Source organism: Nocardioides sp. FY1077, assembly GCF_058681775.1.
In genome coordinates, this window is sequence record NZ_JBZWDB010000001.1 from 935675 (window position 1) to 952897 (window position 17223).

Below are 17223 nucleotides of genomic sequence, written 5' to 3' on the forward strand. Positions count from 1 at the left end.
GCGGTGCCGCAGCACCGCACCAGGACCGTGGACACCGCGTGACAAGGGGAGCGGCGGCCCGGTGGGGCAGGGGGGTCAGCCGGGGGTCAGAAGGACGCCTCGTCGAGGTCCATCAGGTCGAGCTGGGTGGCCTCGGCGATGGCGCGCTCGGCGCTGATCTTGGGCAGGTTGTACTGGGCGAAGAACTGCGCCGCAGCGACCTTGCCCTCGTAGAACGCCTTGTCCTTGGCGCTCGGCTCGCCGCCGAGCTTCTCCAGGGCGACCTCGGCCTGGCGCAGCAGCAGCCAGCCGCAGACGACGTCGCCGAGGGCCATCAGCAGGCGGCTGGTGTTGAGGCCGACCTTGTAGATGTTGCGGATCTCGTCCTGGGCGCTCATCAGGTCGTTGATCATGTGGCCGACGATGGCGTTGGCGTCGTCGAGGGCGGTGGCGAGCAGCTGGCGTTCGTTCTTCAGCCGTCCGTTGCCGGCCTCGGAGTCGATGAACCCCTGGATCTGGGCGGCGAGGTGGCCCAGTGCCTTGCCCTGGTCCTTGACGATCTTGCGGAAGAAGAAGTCCTGGCCCTGGATCGCGGTGGTGCCCTCGTAGAGGGTGTCGATCTTCGCGTCGCGCACGTACTGCTCGACGGGGTACTCCTGCAGGAAGCCCGAGCCGCCGAAGGTCTGCAGCGACTCGGTGCCGAGCAGCACCCAGGAGCGCTCCGAGCCGTAGCCCTTCACGATCGGCAGGAGCAGGTCGTTGACGGCCGCGGCGAGCTTGTTCTCCTCGGAGTCGGCCGTGCCGCCGTGCTCGGCGAGCATGACCTGGTCCTGCCAGGTGGCGGTGTAGAGCACCAGGGCGCGCATGGCCTCGGAGAACGACTTCTGCACCATCAGCGAGCGGCGCACGTCGGGGTGGTGGGTGATCGGGACGCGCGGGGCGGTCTTGTCGCCGGAGCGGGTGAGGTCGGCGCCCTGCTGGCGGGTCTTGGCGTAGTCGAGGGCGTTGAGGTAGCCGGTGGAGAGGGTGGCGATGGCCTTCGTGCCGACCATCATCCGGGCGTTCTCGATGACCTGGAACATCTGGGCGATGCCGTTGTGCACCTCGCCGAGGAGCCAGCCCTTCGCGGGCTCGCCGCCGCCGACGGAGGCGTCGCCGAAGGTGACCTCGCAGGTGTTGGACACCTTGATGCCCATCTTGTGCTCGACGTTGGTGACGTAGACGCCGTTGCGCTCGCCGGTGAGCTCGCCGGTCTGGTGGTCGAAGTGGGTCTTGGGCAGCAGGAAGAGCGAGAGGCCCTTGGTGCCGGGCCCGCCGACGCCCTCGACGCCCACGGGACGGGCGAGCACGAGGTGCATGATGTTCTCGCTCATGTCGTGCTCGGCGGAGGTGATGAACCGCTTGACGCCCTCGATGTTCCAGGAGCCGTCGTCGTTCGGGGTGGCCTTGGCGCGGCCGGCGCCGACGTCGGAGCCGGCGTCGGGCTCGGTGAGCACCATCGTGGCGCCCCACTGCCGCTCCACCATGATCTCGGCGATGCGCTTGTCGCGGTCGTTGCCGTTGCGGTGCACGATCGCGGCGAACGGCGCGCCCGCGCCGTACATCCACACGGGGGCGTTGGCGCCGAGCACCAGCTCGCCGAGGGCCCAGACCAGGGACGACGGGGCGGGGGTGCCGCCGAGCTCCTCGCTGATCTGCAGGCGCCAGTACTCGGAGTCCATCCAGGCCTGGTAGCTCTTCTTGAACGACTCCGGGACCGGCGCGGTGTGCGTGGTGGGGTCGAAGACCGGCGGGTTGCGGTCGCTGTCCTCGTAGGAGGCGGCCAGGTCCTCGCGGGACAGGCGGTCGACCTCGGCGAGGATCTCGCGCGCGGTCTCGGCGTCGACCTCGGCGAACGGGCCGGAGCCGAGGACGGCGTCGCGACCGAGCACCTCGAAGAGGTTGAACTCGATGTCGCGCAGGTTGCTCTTGTAGTGGCTCACTGGTGCACACCTTCTGCTGGTGGTCGCGGCCGGGCGGCTGGTCGAGCCGCCTCGTTACCCGTCGGTCTACTGATCGGTAACAATGGTAGGAGGGGGCGCCCCGGCGCGCAACCGAACCCCCGGAGCGGGGGGCGACCCCTGTGACGGCGGTCTCCGCTGGCGCGCCGGGGGAGGGCGGGCGTCTGCCAGACTGGCGCCATGCGCGTCTCTGCCAAGTCCGACTACGCCCTGCGCGCCCTGATCGAGATGGCGTCGCGGGCCGACGGGCGTGCGGTGAGCGCGGAGGAGCTCGGACGCCTGCAGGACATCCCCCACGGCTTCCTCCAGGCCATCCTCGCCGACCTGCGCCGCGCCGGCGTGGTGATGTCGCAGCGCGGCCAGTCGGGCGGCTGGCGGATGGGGCGCCCGGCCAGCGACGTGTCGGTGGCCGACGTCATCCGCGCCGTCGACGGGCCCCTGGTGTCGGTCTACGGCCTGCGCCCGGAGGCGGTCAGCTACAACGAGTCGGCCGGCGACCTGCAGCGGGTGTGGATCGCCGCGCGGCACGCCCTGCGCGACGTCTTCGAGCAGGTCTCGATCCAGCAGCTCGCCGACCGCGACCTTCCCACCTCGGTCACCGAGCGCACCTCCGACGAGGACGCCTGGCAGCCGCACTGACCGCGGCCGCGTCGGCGTACATGGGTGGTTTCGAGACGGTCGCTGGCGCTCCCTCCGCAACCACCGACTGACCGCGGCCGCTCCGGCGTACGTCGGTGGTGTCGAGACGGTCGCTGGCGCTCCCTCCCGACCACGGTCGGTGGTTGAGGAGCGAGGAGCGCCAGCGACGAGCGTCTCGAAACCACCGGCGCGGCGGCCCGAGCGGCCTCAGTCGCGGGTGGTGCCGCCCGCGCGGGAGGTCGTCGCGGCGAGGCGGGTCTTGAGCTTGGTGCGCTTGCGCTCCAGCTTGGCGTTGCGCCGCTCGAGCGACTCGTTGGCCTCGCGTAGCCGCGCGACCTCCACCAGCAGGTCGGCCACGGCGTCGGTGGCCGAGGCGAGCCGCTGCTCGAGGGTCACGCCGTCGGGGTCGCCGGCGTACGACGGGCGCCGCGGCACCAGGTCGGCGGTGTCGCCGTGCACGTCCCACCCCGCGCCGGCCAGCACCTTGCCCCAGTGCTCGGCCAGCTCGCGCAGCTCGTCGTGCAGCTCCGGCGGCAGGGTGGCGGGCCGCGCGCCGGACCCGTCGGTGGGGCCGGCGCCGGAACCGGTGTCGGCGCCGGTCGCGAAGCGGTGGCCGGCGGCATCGGCCGGCTCGGCGAGGCCGGGGGTGGCCCGGGGCAGCAGCGCCGCCGCGGCCCGGCCGTCGAGGGCCTCGGCGACGTCGTCGAGGACGGCCAGGTCGGCCGGGTCGACCCCGCCGGAGAGGTCGTCGAGGTCGGCCGGTGCGGCAGGGTCGAGACCGGGAGCGCCGAGCGCCGCCACCACGACGTCGTCCAGCGGCAGGGCGGCGGCGTCGAAGCCGGCCAGCTCGCCGAGGCGCCGCCAGGTGTGGGCGCCGGCGTCGCCGCCGGGGGGCACCACGACCACGTGCACGCGGTCGGGGCGGCGCAGCGCGTCGGCCCACCGCCCGACCACGGCGTCCACGTCCTGGTCGGCCCAGAAGGCGCGGGCCTCGGGGCGGCTGCGCTCGGGCTCCAGCACGCGGCGCGACCAGCGCCGCAGGGTGGTGGGGCTGCCGGCGCGCACCGCCGCCGACCACGACGCGAGCAGCTGGGAGGCGGGGTCGGCGACGACCACGACCACGTGCACCTCGAAGCCGGCCACGCCGTCGAGCAGCAGGGCGACCTGGTCGGCGTCGGCGCCGGCGAGGTGCTCCTCGCTCAGCACGACCGTGTCGCGCTTGCCGCCGGTGGTGCGCGCCCGCTGGCACAGCGCGGCCCAGGCGCCCTCGACCTCGCGACGCCGGTAGCCCCACGCCTTGTGGTCGCGGCGCACCTCGACGGCGGCGCGGAACGTCTCCTCCGAGGAGCGGGCCGGGCACACGACGCCGACCTCGGCGAGGTGCGCGGCGTGGCGGACCAGCGCGGGTGCCACCACGGCGCCTCCGGCGTGGGCGAGCCCGACGTGCAGGAACAGCTTGCGCTTGGCCATGTCGCGCACGGTGGCACCGGCGGGCAGCCGCCCGGTGAACGGCGGTCGGCCGGACCCGGATCGTCCCGTGACGCCTCAGTCCTGCGCGTGGCGGCGGCACCACTCCACCAGCGGGCGCAGCGCCCGCCAGTCGTCGCGCACCAGGTCGAGCGCGGCGGGGGTGTGCACGGCCGGGTCGAAGCCGTGGGCGCGCGCCACGGTGAGCGAGCGGTGGCGCAGCAGCGCGATGCGGGGGTGGTCGGCCGACCAGCCGCGCGGGGAGGTCTTCAGCCGGTCACCGCCCACCTCGAAGCCGTCGCGCACCAGGTGGGCGAGCAGCTCCTCCAGCTCGGCGCCGTACAGGTCGTGGGCGACGGCGTCGCGGTACGCCGCGAGCCGCGGGCCGGCGGCGTCGTAGAACCCGGCGCCCGTGCGCAGCCCGCGCGGCGACAGCTCGACGTACCACCCGGTGGCGGGGCCGGCGGCGGCGAAGGCGCCCTGGTGGGTCTTGTACGGCGTCTTGTCCTTGGCGAAGCGGACGTCGCGGTAGGGCCGGAACACCTTGACCGCGCCGAACTCGGGCGCCAGCACCTCGGCCAGCGCGGCGAACGGCGCCTTGACCGACTCGTCGTAGACGCCGCGGTGCTTCTCCCAGAACGACTTGGTGTTGTCGACCTCGAGGTCGTCGTAGAAGTCGAGGGCCGCGACGGGGAAACCGGTGAACTCCACCCGCCGAGCCTAGGCGGGCGGCCGGTGGGCGGCCGGTGGGAGGAGTGTGGAGCGGACGACGAGACTCGAACTCGCGACATCGACCTTGGGAAGGTCGCGCTCTACCAACTGAGCTACGTCCGCAGCATCGCCGGGGGCTGCCCGGTCGACGGCGCCATGCTAGACGATCAGGACGGCGTCGGCGCAGCCCGGGTGCCGGTGAGGTCGCGGGTGAGCGCGGGGTGCTTGACCGCGAGGCCGTCGCCCGAGGAGCGGCCGGTGAGGCGGCGGTGCACCCACGGCGCCGCGCACTCGCGCAGCCAGGTGGCGTCGCGGACGAGCTGCTCCCGGCGCGTCGGGCTGGGCCCGTCGTGCAGCACCGGCGGGCGCAGGTCGTGCTCGACGCCGAGCACGTCGAGCACCTCGATCGCCATCCGCTGGTGGCCGGCGGGGCCGAGGTGCATGCGGTCGTCGTCCCAGTAGCGCCAGTCGCGGTAGTCGCGCATGCGCCAGAAGTCGACCACGTCGGCGCCGTGGCGGTCGGCGGCCTCGCGCACCAGCTCGTTGTAGAGGGCGAACCGGGTGCGGACCGGCCGGTAGATCGCGGAGCCGCCGGGGTCGAAGGCGGTGAACACCAGCACCCGGGCACCGGCGGCGACCAGCCGGCCCAGCGCGGTGTCGTAGCGCCCGACGAGGGCGTCGAGGTCGACCGAGGGGCGCAGCACGTCGTTGCCGCCGGCGTAGACCGTGACCAGGTCGGGGCGCAGGGCCAGCGCCGGGTCGACCTGCTCGGCGAGGATGCCGTCGAGCTTGCGCCCGCGGATGGCGAGGTTGGCGTAGCCGAAGTCGGGCGAGGCCGCGGCGAGCACCTCGGCGACGCGGTCGGCCCACCCGCGCAGGCCGTTGGGCCGGGCCGGGTCGGGGTCGCCGACGCCCTCGGTGAAGGAGTCGCCGAGGGCGACGTAGCGCTGGGGGGTCACCGCCCCATTCTGCCGACGCGGCCCCCGTGCGGCGCCGCCGGGCCGGTAGGTTGACCGCGTGCTGCTCAGCGACCGCGACATCCGGGCCGAGATCGACGCCGGCCGGGTGGCCCTCGAGCCGTGGGAGCCGGCGATGCTCCAGCCGTCGTCGGTCGACGTGCGCCTCGACCGGTTCTTCCGGGTCTTCGAGAACCACAAGTACCCGCACATCGACCCCGCGGCCGACCAGTCCGACCTCACCCGCATCGTGGAGCCGGACGCCGACGAGCCGTTCATCCTGCACCCCGGGGAGTTCGTGCTCGGCTCGACGTACGAGGTGGTGAGCCTGCCCGACGACATCGCCGCCCGCGTGGAGGGCAAGTCGTCGCTGGGCCGCCTCGGCCTGCTCACCCACGCCACCGCGGGGTTCGTCGACCCGGGCTTCTCCGGGCACGTCACCCTCGAGCTGGCCAACGTGGCGACGCTGCCGATCAAGCTCTACCCCGGCATGAAGATCGGCCAGTTCTGCTTCTTCCGGCTCTCCTCGCCCTCCGAGCACCCCTACGGCTCGGAGAAGTACGGCTCCCGCTACCAGGGCCAGCGGGGGCCGACGCCGTCGCGCTCGTTCCAGGGGTTCCACCGCACCGTCATCTGACCGGGTCGCGGTTCAGGTAAGGTATGCCTTACCTGACCTGAGCGACCTGGCCTGATCGACCGACGGAGTCACCCATGACCGCCACCGCGTCCCACTCCCTGCCGATGCTGCTGGAGGTGGTGACCGTGCGGCGCGCCGAGCGGCTCTCCCCGAGCTTCGTGCGCCTCGAGCTCGGGTCGCCGGCGCTGGCCGACTTCGGGGTCGACGGCCCGCTGCTCGACCAGCGCTTCAAGCTGGTCTTCCCCGACGGCGACCACCCGCTGCCGTCGATCGAGGGCGCCGACGAGTCGTGGTTCGCCACCTGGCTCGAGCGCCCGCTCGCCGAGCGCGGCCACATGCGCACCTACACCGTGCGCGACGTCGTCGGGCACGGCGCCGACACCCGGGTGGTGGTCGACATCGTGCTGCACGACGACGACGGCGAGCACGCCGCGGGGCCCGGGTCGACCTGGGCGGCGCGGGCCCGCGAGGGCGACGAGGTGGTCGTCCTCGGGCCGCGTCGCAGCGTGCCGTACGGCGGCATCGAGTTCGCGCCCGCCCCCGGGGCCCGGCTGCTGCTGGTCGGCGACGAGACCGCGCTGCCCGCCGTCGCCGGCATCCTCGCCGGCCTCGACGCCGATGCCCGGGGCTGCGCCTTCGTGGAGGTGCCGACGGCCGCCGACGTGCAGGAGCTCGCCGGCCCTGCCGGCGTCGAGGTGGTGTGGCTGCCGCGCGAGGGCCGGCCCCGCGGGGTCGAGCTCCAGCACGAGGTGCTGGCCCACCTGCGGGCGCCGTTCGTGCCCGAGGGGGTCGTGGAGGTCGACGAGGTCGACCCCGACCTGTGGGAGACCCCGACGTACTCCTCCTCGGGCGAGGAGGTGGCCCAGCCAGCAGGTCAGTCGGCAGGTCAGTCGACGGGTCAGGCGGCCGACTGCGGCGACGTGTACGCCTGGATCGCGGGGGAGTCGAAGGTGGTCACCGGGCTGCGCCGGGTGATGGTGCGCGACCTCGGCATGGACCGCCGGCGGGTCGCGTTCATGGGTTACTGGCGCGAGGGCGTCGCGATGCGCTCCTGACCCCTCCCGGGAGGGCGGGGTCAGAGGTCGAGACCGCCGGTGACGTCGCGCCGGCGGCGGGACAGGCCGCGGCGGCGGGTCGTGGCGGGCATCCGGCGCTCGCTGGCGCGGGCGATGCGGTCGGCGACGACCTGGCGGGCGTCGTCGCGGTTGATGCTGGGCGGGTAGCTCATGGGTTCCTCCGGTGGGGCTCTGGTGTGGGCTGTCTGGCTCGGTCTGGTCAGTGGTGGTCAGTGGTGGTGCAGCTGGATGTCACCGCTGACGGTGGTCGCCCGCACGACGAGGTGGTCCTGGCCGGGCGCGGGCTCACCGAGCGGCTCGAGGGTCGAGCGGAGGTCGCCGCTGACGGTGGTGACGTCGGTGAAGGTCGGCACGCCGGCCGCCACCCCCACCCGCACGTCGCCCGAGGCGCTGCGCGCCGACACCGCACCGCGCTCGGCCACCTCGACGCGCAGGTCGCCGCTGGCGGTGCTGAAGGTCAGCGACGACACCAGGTGCTGCACCACGACGTCGCCCGAGCCGGTCTTGACCTGGAGGTCGCTCTCGCAGCGGTGCAGCGCGACGTCGCCCGAACCGGTGGAGACCTGCACGGCGCCGGTCACCTCGCCGAGCCGGACGTCGCCGGAGCCCGACTGCACCCGCAGCGCGCCGGCACCGTCGACGACGACGTCGCCCGAGCCGGTCTGCACCCGGGAGTCGTCCTCCAGCGCGGCGAGGTGCACGTCGCCCGAGCCCGCCTCGACCACGGCGTCCGCGAGGAGGCCGGTGGTGGCGAGGTCGGCGGAGCCGAGCCGGGCGTGCAGGGAGGTCTGCGCGGGCACGGTGACGGCGATGGCGTAGGAGGCCTCGGCGCCCCCGCCGGAGGGGGCCAGCACGGCCACGCGGGCGCCGTCGTGCTCCACGACGACGTCGTGGGCCTCGCGTCCGGTGACCGTGACGTCGACCCACGTGGTGTCGGTGGCGGTCACGGTGACCGTGCCGCGGGAGTTGCGCACGAACACCTCGGCGGGGCCGTCGGTGTCGAGGTGGTGCTCGCGGGTGCTGCTCATGCTGGCTCCTGGCGGGTGAGGGTCGGGCCGGTCGAGGGTGTGCGGGACCGCGGCGCCGGCCTGGGGCCGGCTCCGTGGGACGGGCGGTGCTGCTGTCTGCAGGTGGGGGGCTGCCGGGTGGTCAGGCCCAGCCGGTCATCCGGCGGGCGCCGGGGCTGCGGGTGAAGTGGGGACTGGGGACCTGCCGGCTCGACAGGTCGAGGCCCGCGTCGTCGGGCCGGTCCTGGGTGGCGCGGCGCACGGCGTGCACGAGCCAGGTGTTGAGCGACTGGCCGGCCTCGGCGGCGAGCTCCTCGGCGCGGGCCTTGACCGGCTCCGGCAGCCGCAGGGTCACCCGCGACACCGCGCCGTCGTCCTCGGCCTCGGGCGGGGCCGCCGGCGGTGTCGGGGGAGTGGGCGGGGTGGGCGGCGGCGGGGGAGCGGCCGGGCTGGTGTCGACGACGAACGCGAGGTCGCGGCCGTCGAGGCGGACGTCGACGCCGCCGGCGGGCATCTCCGCGGTGATCTCGGCCGCGGCGTGGGAGACCGCCTCCATCAGCGCCAGCCGTGCGGCGGGGTCGAGGGCCAGGCCGAGCCGCCCGGCGAGGTCGCGGGCCTGCTCGCCCGAGGCGTCGGCCGCCGCGGCCAGGTCGCGGCGCAGGCCGTCGACGTACGGGGTGAGGTCCATGTGCACCATCGTGACACCATCTTGACGTCATGACAAGGGTTCTGTGACGTCAACCTGGCGGCGCGCCACGCCGTGACCCCGGGGCGGTGGCGGAACGGGCCCCGGGGAGGACTACGGTCAGCAGGTTTTCGCGCAGCCCTCGGAAAGGACCCCTATGTCCGTCTCGCTCCCCACGGCGATGGCCGGTGACACGCTGATCTCGGCGCACTTCGTCGACTACCTGCTGATCGGCATCTACTTCGCCTTCGTCCTCGGCATCGGCGTCATCGCCCGGCGCAACGTCTCGGACTCGGTGGACTTCTTCCTCTCCGGCCGCTCGCTACCGGCCTGGGTGACGGGCCTGGCGTTCATCTCGGCCAACCTCGGCGCGGTCGAGATCATGGGCATGTCGGCCAACGGCGCGGAGTTCGGACTGCCGGCGGTGCACTACTTCTGGGTCGGCGCGATCCCGGCCATGCTGTTCCTCGGCGTGGTGATGATGCCGTTCTACTACGGCTCGAAGGTGCGCTCGGTCCCCGAGTTCATGTTCCGCCGCTTCGGCACCGGGGCCCACCTGGTCAACGCGATCTCGTTCGCCATCGCCCAGCTGCTCATCGCGGGCATCAACCTCTACCTGCTCGGCAGCATCATCCAGGCGCTGCTCGGCTGGGACCTCTGGATCGCGCTGGTCGTGGCCGCCGTGGTGGTGCTGTCCTACATCACCCTCGGCGGGCTGAGCGCGGCGATCTACAACGAGGTGCTGCAGTTCTTCGTCATCGTCGCGGCCCTGCTGCCCCTGACGCTGATCGGCCTCAACCGGGTCGGCGGCTGGGACGGGCTCAAGTCGGGCATCGGCGAGGCCGCGGCCGACAACCCCGACACCATCGCGCCGGCGTCGCAGCAGCTGAACTCCTGGCCCGGCACCGCCCTCACCGGCTTCGACTCCGAGCTGCTGTCGGTCATCGGCATCGTGTTCGGCCTCGGCTTCGTGCTGTCGTTCGGCTACTGGACGACGAACTTCGTCGAGGTGCAGCGCGCGATGGCCACCAACTCGATCTCCGCGGCCCGCAAGACGCCGATCATCGGCGCCTTCCCCAAGATCTTCATCCCGTTCATCACCATCCTGCCCGGCATGATCGCCGCCGTCCTGGTCTCCGACATCGCCCGCACCAAGGCCGGGGAGACCGTGGCAGGTGGTGCCGACGGCACGGTCAGCTACAACGACTCGCTGATCCTGCTGATGCGCGACGTGCTGCCCAACGGCCTGCTCGGCGTGGCCATCGCGGGCCTGCTCGCGGCGTTCATGGCCGGCATGGCGGCCAACATCTCGGCGTTCAACACCGTCTTCAGCTTCGACCTGTGGCAGCGCTACGCCGTGAAGGACCGCGACGACGACTACTACCTGAAGGTCGGCCGCCTGGCCACGGTGGGCGCCACCGCCATCGCCATCTTCACCGCTCAGCTCGCCTCGAACTTCTCGAACATCATGGACTACCTGCAGACCCTGTTCGGGTTCTTCAACGCCCCGCTGTTCGCGACCTTCATCCTCGGCATGTTCTGGAAGCGGATGACGCCCACTGCCGGCTGGGTCGGCCTCGTCGCCGGCACGCTGTCGGCGGTCACGGTGGCGTTCCTCTCCGAGGACGCCTTCGGCTCCGTCAGCCTCGGCGTGATCCCGCTCGACGGCCAGGGCGCGTCGTTCGTCGCCGCCGGCGCGGCGTTCGTGGTCGACATCGTGCTGAGCATCGTGGTCACCATGTTCACGAAGCCCAAGCCGTACGCCGAGCTCAAGGGCCTCGTCTACTCCGAGACCCCCCGCGAGGACCTCGTCGACCCCGACGAGGCGGGCCGCCCCTGGTACCAGCGCACGCTGCCCCTGGCCGGCGTCGCCCTCGGCCTCGTCGTCGTCCTCAACGCCGTCTTCTGACCACCCCGACCGATCGGACCCTGAGCCATGGCCCAGAACCAGCACACCGCGGGTGCCTTCGACATCCGCAACATCATCGGAGCGCTGCTCGCCGTCTACGGCGTCATCCTGACCCTGATGGGTCTCTTCGCCGACCCCGAGACCGAGAAGACCGGCGGCTGGAACGCCAACCTCTGGTCCGGCCTCGCCATGCTCGCCGTCGGCCTGGCGTTCCTGGTCTGGGCCCGGGTGCGCCCCGTCGTCGTCCCCGCCCCCACCTCCGACGTCGAGCCGGTCGACGGCAGCTCGCACTGAGCCTGCGCTGCGCCGCGGTGGGCCGCGGCGCTGCGGGCGAGGCTTGCGTCATACGAACCGTGGAGTCGCATCCACGGTTCGTATGACGTCCCCAGCGACCGCGGGGTCGGGGTGTCGAGGCTGCCGGGGCGGGGGGCTTGCGTCATACGGATGGTGGGGTCGCATCCACGGTTCGTATGACGTCCGGGCCGTGTCGGGCGGGGCGGGGGCCTGACGTCATACGGATGGTGGAGTCGCATCCACGGTTCGTATGACGCACCACCGCAGCCCAGGCAGCCCAGGCAGCCCAGGCGGCCCAGGCGGCAGCGCGGTGTCGAGGGCATGACGACGACGGCCCGCGTCGACCAGGTCGACGCGGGCCGTGCTGCGCCCGGGTGGGCGCCCTCGCTCAGAGGTCGAACAGCGAGCCGGAGCCCGTGATCTCGACGTCGGTGCGCGGGGTGTGACCGGTGCCGTTGCCGGACGGCGCCTGCTCGGGCTCAGCCTGGTCGGCCTCCACCGGCTCGGGCTCGGTCTGCGGCGACGCGACCTGGGCGGGCTCGTCGACCGCGGCGGCGTCCTCGGCCTCGGCCAGCTCGGCCTCCGCCTCGTCGGCCGGCGCGGGGTCGGCGTCTCCCCCGTCCAGCACCGTCTCCTCCACCAGGCCCGTCGCCTCGGGCTGCGCCGGGGCGTCGTCCTCGTCGGTGGCCGCCTGGGTGGCGGCCGCGCTGAGGGCGGCACCGCCCGCGGCGGCCGTCGTCGCGGGGGTGGCGGTCGGCTCCGGGGTGCTGGCCGGCACGACCGGTTCCGGGCCGGCCGCTGACGCGACCGGCTCCGGCGCGGGGATGTCGAACAGCGACCCGCCCTCAGGGATGCCGGCCTGCGGCGTCACCGAGGTGGTCGGCGCTGCCGGGGGAGCAGTCGGCGCCTGGGGCGCGACCGGCGCCGCTGCCACAGGCTCCGGCTCGGCCTGGGCCACGGGCTGGGCCTCAGGCTGGGCCTCGGCCGGGGCCGGCTGCTCGGCGACCGCCGCACCGGCGGACGCCGGGGGCGCGGCGATGTCGAACAGCGAGCGGCTCGAGGGACGGGCGGCCACCGGGGCCACCACCGGGGCGGCCGGCGCCGGGGACGGCGTGGCCTCCGGCTCGGCCTCTGCCGAGACCGCAGCCGGGGGCGGGGTCGGCTCGGGCTCCGGGGCCGTCTCCGCCGCGGGGTCCGGCTGCGCAGCCGGCTCGGCGACGGGTGCCGCTGCCGCGACGGGTGCCGCCGGCGCAGGGGTGGCCGCCGGTGCGGGCGCCTGGATGTCGAACAGCGACCCACCGGAGCCGAGGTCGGCGGCGGGTGCCGCCGCGGGCTCGGGCTCCTCCTGCGGCTCGGCGTCGCCGGCGGGCTCCGCGGTGTCGACGTCCTCGACGTCCGACGTCTCGACCGGCGCTGCCGGCTCGGCCTGGATGTCGAACAGCGACCCACCGGACGTCGGCGCCGCCGGAGCGGGAGCCGACGCAGCCGACGCAGCCGACGCAGCCGGTGCAGCCGGCGTGGGCTCGGGAGCCTGCAGGTCGAACAGCGACGACCCGGCCCCCGCGGCAGGCGCGGCAGGCGCTGCGGGCGCTGCAGGCGCCGGCGCCGTCGCGGACGACGTGTCGTCGCCCCCGAGGTCGAACATCGACCCGCCCGACGACGCGGGCTTCGCGGCCTTGGCCTCCGCAGCGACCGACTTGCCGCCGTCGGCCGTGGCGGGGGTGTCGAACAGCGAGCCACCGGTGGTCGCGCTCGCCGGCTTGTCGTCGCCGGCCGCGGCCTCGGGGCTGTCGAAGAGCGACGTGCCCCCGCTGGCCTTGGCCAGGGGGCCGGCGTCCTGGGTCTCGGTGATGGTGTTCTCGGTGATGGTCGGGTCGCCGGCCTCGGGCTCGGCCTTGGTCTCGACCGGACGCTCGAGCGTGGTGGTGCCCCCACCGGAACCTGCGGAGCCGGCAGCAGCGGCAGCGGCCGCCGCACCGGCGCCCGGGGCCAGCTTGGTCGCCTGCTCGCCCTTCACCGACGCCAGCAGCATCTGCGCGACGTCGAGGACCTCGACCTCCTCGCGGGCCTCGCCCTTCGACTGCTTCATGGTGAGGCCGTCGGAGAGCATGACGCGGCAGAAGGGGCAGCCCACGGCGATCTGGTCGGCGCCGGTGGCGACGGCCTCGTTGGTGCGGTTCATGTTGATCCGCTCGCCGATGTTCTCCTCCATCCACATGCGCGCGCCGCCGGCGCCGCAGCAGAACGACCGCTCGGAGTTGCGCTCCATCTCCACGACCTCGGCGCCGGGCAGGATCTGCAGCAGCTCGCGCGGGGGCGTGTAGACGCCGTTGTGGCGACCGATGTAGCAGGGGTCGTGGTAGGTGATGGAGCGCTTCTGCGCGCCCGCGCCGTCCTTGACCGGGGTCAGCCGGCCCTCGCGCACGAGGCGGTTGAGCAGCTGGGTGTGGTGGACGACCTCGAGCTCGACGCCGAACTCGGAGTACTCGTTCTTCAGGGTGTTGAAGCAGTGGGCGCAGGTCGAGACGACCTTCTTGACCTTGTGCTCCTTGAGCGTCTCGGCGTTCTGCTGGGCCAGGCCCTGGAAGACGAACTCGTTGCCGGCACGGCGGGCCGGGTCACCGGTGCAGGTCTCGCCGTTGCCGAGGACGCCGAAGGACACGTCGGCGATGTTGAGCAGCTCGGCCACCGCACGGGTGGTCTTCTTCGCACGGTCCTCGTAGGCGCCGGCGCAGCCGACCCAGAACAGCCACTCGACCTCGTCGAGCGACTCGATGGTCTCGCCGACCACCTTGACCTCGAAGTCGAGGCCCTTGGCCCAGTCCATGCGCGCGTTCGGCGACATGTTCCAGGGGTTGCCCTTGTTCTCCAGGCCCTTGAAGAGCCCGTTGAGCTCGGCGGGGAAGTTCGACTCGACCAGCACCTGGTAGCGGCGCATGTCGATGATGTGGTCGACGTGCTCGATGTCGACGGGGCACTGCTGCACGCACGCGCCGCACGACGTGCAGTTCCACAGCACCTCGGGGTCGATCACGGCGACGCCGGAGTCGGGGTTGTAGAACCAGTCGTCGCCGGTGTCGCCCACCAGCGGCCGCTCCACCTCGAGGGCCAGGGCGCCGTCGTTCTCGACCATCGCGGCGCGCTCGTCCTCGGAGGCCTTCAGGTACGGCGCCTTCGCGTAGGTGTGGTCGCGCAGCGCGGTGATCAGCAGCTTGGGCGACAGCGGCTTCTCGGTGTTCCAGGCCGGGCACTGGCTCTGGCAGCGACCGCACTCGGTGCAGGTCGTGAAGTCGAGGATGCCCTTCCAGCTGAAGTCCTCGATGCTGCCGACGCCCAGCGTGGCGTCGTCGTCGAGGTCCTCGATGTCGTCGAGGCTGACGCGCTGGCCGGCGTTGGTGAGCGGCTTCACCGCGCCCAGCGCGGTGCGCCCGGAGCCCTCGCGCTTGAACCAGATGTTGGGCCAGGCGGTGAAGCGGTGCCACGCCACGCCCATCGTGAGGTTGCGGGAGATGACGATGAGCCAGATCATCGCGAGCACGATCTTGAACATCGCGATGAAGAAGATGATGTTCTCCAGCGCCCCGATCGAGCTGGGGTAGAGCGCGTCGCCGACGAACGAGCTGATCGGGAAGTGCGCCCGACCGCCCTTGTCGCTGCCCTCGAGCTCGAGCAGGTTGTACTCCGCGCCGCGGATGAAGAGGATCGCGCCGCCCTCGAGGAGCGCCATCGCCTCCACGAAGTAGGCCTGCCACATCGTCGAGCCGAAGAAGCGGCTGCGGCGGCCCTGGGAGCGCGGGTGGTTCCGCTGGCGCACGAGGACCAGGTACAGGATGCCGATGGTGCTGAGCAGGCCGAGCAGCTCGGCGGTCCACTCGTAGACGTACCAGTGCCCGATGACGGGGAGGGCGAACTCGGGGTCGAAGAGCTGGAAGTAGCCGGTCAGCACCGCGGAGCTGAGGAAGATGAAGGCCGCGTAGACGAACCAGTGCATGATCCCGATCGCGGTCCACTGGAGCATCCGCGTGTGGAGGAACGTCTCCTTGAACATCGTCAGCGACCGGCGCAGCGGCTGGTCGGTGCGGCCGTGCACCGGCTGCCCGATGCGCATGGTGCCGACCATCGACCTCACGGCGATGGTGGTCATCACCAGTGCGACGGCGGTGAAGGCCAACGAGACAACGATGGCGAAGATCTGCATGGAACCGGTGGCCCTTCGTCGGGGGAGGCACGTCCCGGGGCGGCCGCGACGTGCCGCGAGCCTAGGCCCGGGCGGACGCAGCCGCAGGGCCTCCGGGGAGTGAGCCCGATCCTACCGGTAGGTAACTTGGGGTGTCGCAGAGGTGACGGGTCACACGTCGCCGGGGTCGGCGCACGAGTGGTCGGGGTGGTTCTCCGGGGGCTGGTCGCGACCGCCGAGGCGGCGGCTCAGCAGCGCGGCGGTGCGCCCGACCTCCCGGGCCACGGCCCCCACCCGGCGGTCACCGACCACGGCGTCCGCGGGGTAGGTGACGGCCAGGCCGGCCACCGGGAAGCCGTTGTGGTCGTGCACCGCCGCCGCGATGCTGGCGGTGCCGGGGGTGACCTCGCCGTCCTCGGTGGCCCACCCCCGGGCACGGGTCTCCTGCAGCACCCGGCGCAGGTCGGACGGCGTGCGCGGTCCCGCGCCGTGGCGGTCGACGAACTCCTGCGCCGAGGGGTAGAGCGCGCGCACCTGCGCGGCCGGCAGCCCGGCCAGCACCGCCCGTCCGCTGGCCGTCAGGTGCGCGGGCAGGCGCACGCCGACGTCGGTGACCAGCGGCGGCCGGCCGGGGGCGCGCTCCTCCACGACGTAGAGGACGTCGCGACCGTGCAGCACCGCGAGGTGGGCGGTGTGGCCCACGCGGTCGACCAGCGCGGCGAGGGCGCGCCGCGAGAGCCGCTGCAGCGGCTCCTGGCGCGAGTAGCCGCTGCCGACCTCGAACGCGGCGACCCCGAGGCCGTAGCGGTGCTCGTCGGCGAGGTGGGTCACGAAGCCCTCGGCGATCATCGCGCCGAGCAGGTGGTAGGCGGTGCTGCGGGGCAGGTCGCAGGCCCGGGCGATGCGCTCCAGCGGCACCGGGTCGGGCTGGGTGGCCAGGAAGCGCAGCACCCGCAGGGCCCGGGTCGCCGCCGGCACCTGACGCGCCGCCGTACGACGGGGCGCCTCAGCCGCAGGCGCCGGCCTCGACGGGTCGGTCGACTCCAGGGTCGACTCCTGGGTCGACTCCTGGGTCGGCGGCGGGACCGGTCGCTGCTCCACGGGGCAGAGCCTGGCAGACCGGCCGCCGCGACCGGGTCACTCCGAGCGGTGGCGGCCCGAGGCGGGCGGGGTGCTGCCGGTGGCCGGGGGTGCCGCCGGCGGCGGCGTGGTGGGAAGCGGCGTCGTCGGCTGCGACGTGGGGTGCGAGGTCGGCGCCGGGTGCGTCGTGGGCTGCGACTCGGGGACGGCCTGGCGGTCGGGGTCGAGCTCGTCGGCCTGGTGCAGCGTGTGCTCGCGGTGGGCCTCGGTGACCGTGGCCTCCTGGCGAGCCGCACGGGCCTGCTCCTCGGCGCGCTCGGCCTTGAGGCGGGCCAGGCGGGCCCGCTCCTCGGCGCTCTCGGCGTGGCGGCGGGTCTCGACGACGGTGCCGGTCTGGTCGCGGGCGGTCTCGCGCAGGCTGCCGGCCTGGGCCAGGCGGGCCTCCTTGAGGCGCTTGGCGCGTGCGCTGACGAAGAGCACGGCCGCCACGACGGCGAGGAGCAGCACGACGGCTGCGACGATGAGCACGATGGTGGTGGTCGTCATGAGGAGCCTCCTAGGGTCGCCGACAGACTGTCCTCCCGTGCCGGGCCCGGGCGGCTCACC

15 protein-coding genes and 1 tRNA gene are annotated in these 17223 nt (G+C 73.4%); 5 read left to right on the forward strand and 11 right to left on the reverse strand.

Annotated elements, in window-relative coordinates:
- Window positions 1–86 precede the first annotated feature (86 nt).
- Entirely contained in the window at window positions 87–1961 is a 1875-nt protein-coding gene (locus AC4OR8_RS04365; protein WP_492164348.1) for an acyl-CoA dehydrogenase, read from the reverse strand.
- Between the two features lie 198 nt (window positions 1962–2159).
- Between AC4OR8_RS04365 and AC4OR8_RS04370 the strand changes: the two genes are divergently transcribed.
- Complete coding sequence (locus AC4OR8_RS04370) at window positions 2160–2618, forward strand: RrF2 family transcriptional regulator (RefSeq protein WP_492164349.1); 459 nt, start codon at window positions 2160–2162, stop codon at window positions 2616–2618.
- Between the two features lie 207 nt (window positions 2619–2825).
- On the opposite strand, the gene AC4OR8_RS04375 is transcribed toward AC4OR8_RS04370, so the two are convergent.
- The 4 genes from AC4OR8_RS04375 to AC4OR8_RS04390 all read right to left on the reverse strand — a co-directional run bounded on the left by AC4OR8_RS04375 (window position 2826) and on the right by AC4OR8_RS04390 (window position 5755).
- Complete coding sequence (locus tag AC4OR8_RS04375; RefSeq protein WP_492164350.1) at window positions 2826–4088, reverse strand: cell division protein ZapB; 1263 nt, start codon at window positions 4086–4088, stop codon at window positions 2826–2828.
- A 75-nt stretch (window positions 4089–4163) separates the two neighbouring features.
- Entirely contained in the window at window positions 4164–4796 is a 633-nt protein-coding gene (locus AC4OR8_RS04380; RefSeq protein ID WP_492164351.1) for a DUF2461 domain-containing protein, read from the reverse strand.
- Window positions 4797–4843: 47 nt separating this feature from the next.
- Window positions 4844–4919: transfer RNA gene (locus AC4OR8_RS04385), tRNA-Gly, on the reverse strand.
- Window positions 4920–4963: 44 nt separating this feature from the next.
- Entirely contained in the window at window positions 4964–5755 is a 792-nt protein-coding gene (locus tag AC4OR8_RS04390; RefSeq protein WP_492164352.1) for an SGNH/GDSL hydrolase family protein, read from the reverse strand.
- Between the two features lie 58 nt (window positions 5756–5813).
- Between AC4OR8_RS04390 and dcd the strand changes: the two genes are divergently transcribed.
- Complete coding sequence (dcd, locus tag AC4OR8_RS04395) at window positions 5814–6389, forward strand: dCTP deaminase (RefSeq protein WP_492164353.1); 576 nt, start codon at window positions 5814–5816, stop codon at window positions 6387–6389.
- A gap of 74 nt (window positions 6390–6463) precedes the next feature.
- Entirely contained in the window at window positions 6464–7444 is a 981-nt protein-coding gene (locus AC4OR8_RS04400) for a siderophore-interacting protein (RefSeq protein WP_492164354.1), read from the forward strand.
- Between the two features lie 20 nt (window positions 7445–7464).
- Here the strand turns inward: AC4OR8_RS04400 and AC4OR8_RS04405 are convergent, their stop codons facing one another.
- From AC4OR8_RS04405 to AC4OR8_RS04415, 3 genes are all read right to left on the reverse strand, one after another.
- Window positions 7465–7617, reverse strand: coding sequence for a hypothetical protein (locus AC4OR8_RS04405; RefSeq protein ID WP_492164355.1), 153 nt, complete (start codon window positions 7615–7617; stop codon window positions 7465–7467).
- A gap of 57 nt (window positions 7618–7674) precedes the next feature.
- A complete protein-coding gene (locus tag AC4OR8_RS04410; protein ID WP_492164356.1) occupies window positions 7675–8493 on the reverse strand; it encodes a DUF4097 family beta strand repeat-containing protein in 819 nt (272 codons plus the stop codon).
- Between the two features lie 121 nt (window positions 8494–8614).
- Window positions 8615–9160 (reverse strand): toxin-antitoxin system HicB family antitoxin, encoded by a 546-nt coding sequence (locus tag AC4OR8_RS04415; protein ID WP_492164357.1) that lies wholly within the window; start codon window positions 9158–9160, stop codon window positions 8615–8617.
- Window positions 9161–9338: 178 nt separating this feature from the next.
- Here AC4OR8_RS04415 and AC4OR8_RS04420 point away from each other — a divergent pair, with 178 nt between their 5' ends.
- Both AC4OR8_RS04420 and AC4OR8_RS04425 read left to right on the forward strand, forming a co-directional pair.
- Window positions 9339–11066, forward strand: coding sequence for a sodium:solute symporter family protein (locus AC4OR8_RS04420; protein WP_492164473.1), 1728 nt, complete (start codon window positions 9339–9341; stop codon window positions 11064–11066).
- A 27-nt stretch (window positions 11067–11093) separates the two neighbouring features.
- Window positions 11094–11360, forward strand: coding sequence for a hypothetical protein (locus AC4OR8_RS04425; protein WP_492164358.1), 267 nt, complete (start codon window positions 11094–11096; stop codon window positions 11358–11360).
- Window positions 11361–11748: 388 nt separating this feature from the next.
- Here the strand turns inward: AC4OR8_RS04425 and AC4OR8_RS04430 are convergent, their stop codons facing one another.
- The 3 genes from AC4OR8_RS04430 to AC4OR8_RS04440 form a co-directional block, all read right to left on the reverse strand.
- A complete protein-coding gene (locus AC4OR8_RS04430; RefSeq protein ID WP_492164359.1) occupies window positions 11749–15558 on the reverse strand; it encodes a heterodisulfide reductase-related iron-sulfur binding cluster in 3810 nt (1269 codons plus the stop codon).
- A 150-nt stretch (window positions 15559–15708) separates the two neighbouring features.
- Complete coding sequence (locus tag AC4OR8_RS04435; RefSeq protein ID WP_492164360.1) at window positions 15709–16638, reverse strand: IclR family transcriptional regulator; 930 nt, start codon at window positions 16636–16638, stop codon at window positions 15709–15711.
- A 36-nt stretch (window positions 16639–16674) separates the two neighbouring features.
- Window positions 16675–17163, reverse strand: a complete 489-nt coding sequence (locus tag AC4OR8_RS04440) for a hypothetical protein (protein ID WP_492164361.1) — start codon at window positions 17161–17163, stop codon at window positions 16675–16677.
- Window positions 17164–17223 lie beyond the last annotated feature (60 nt).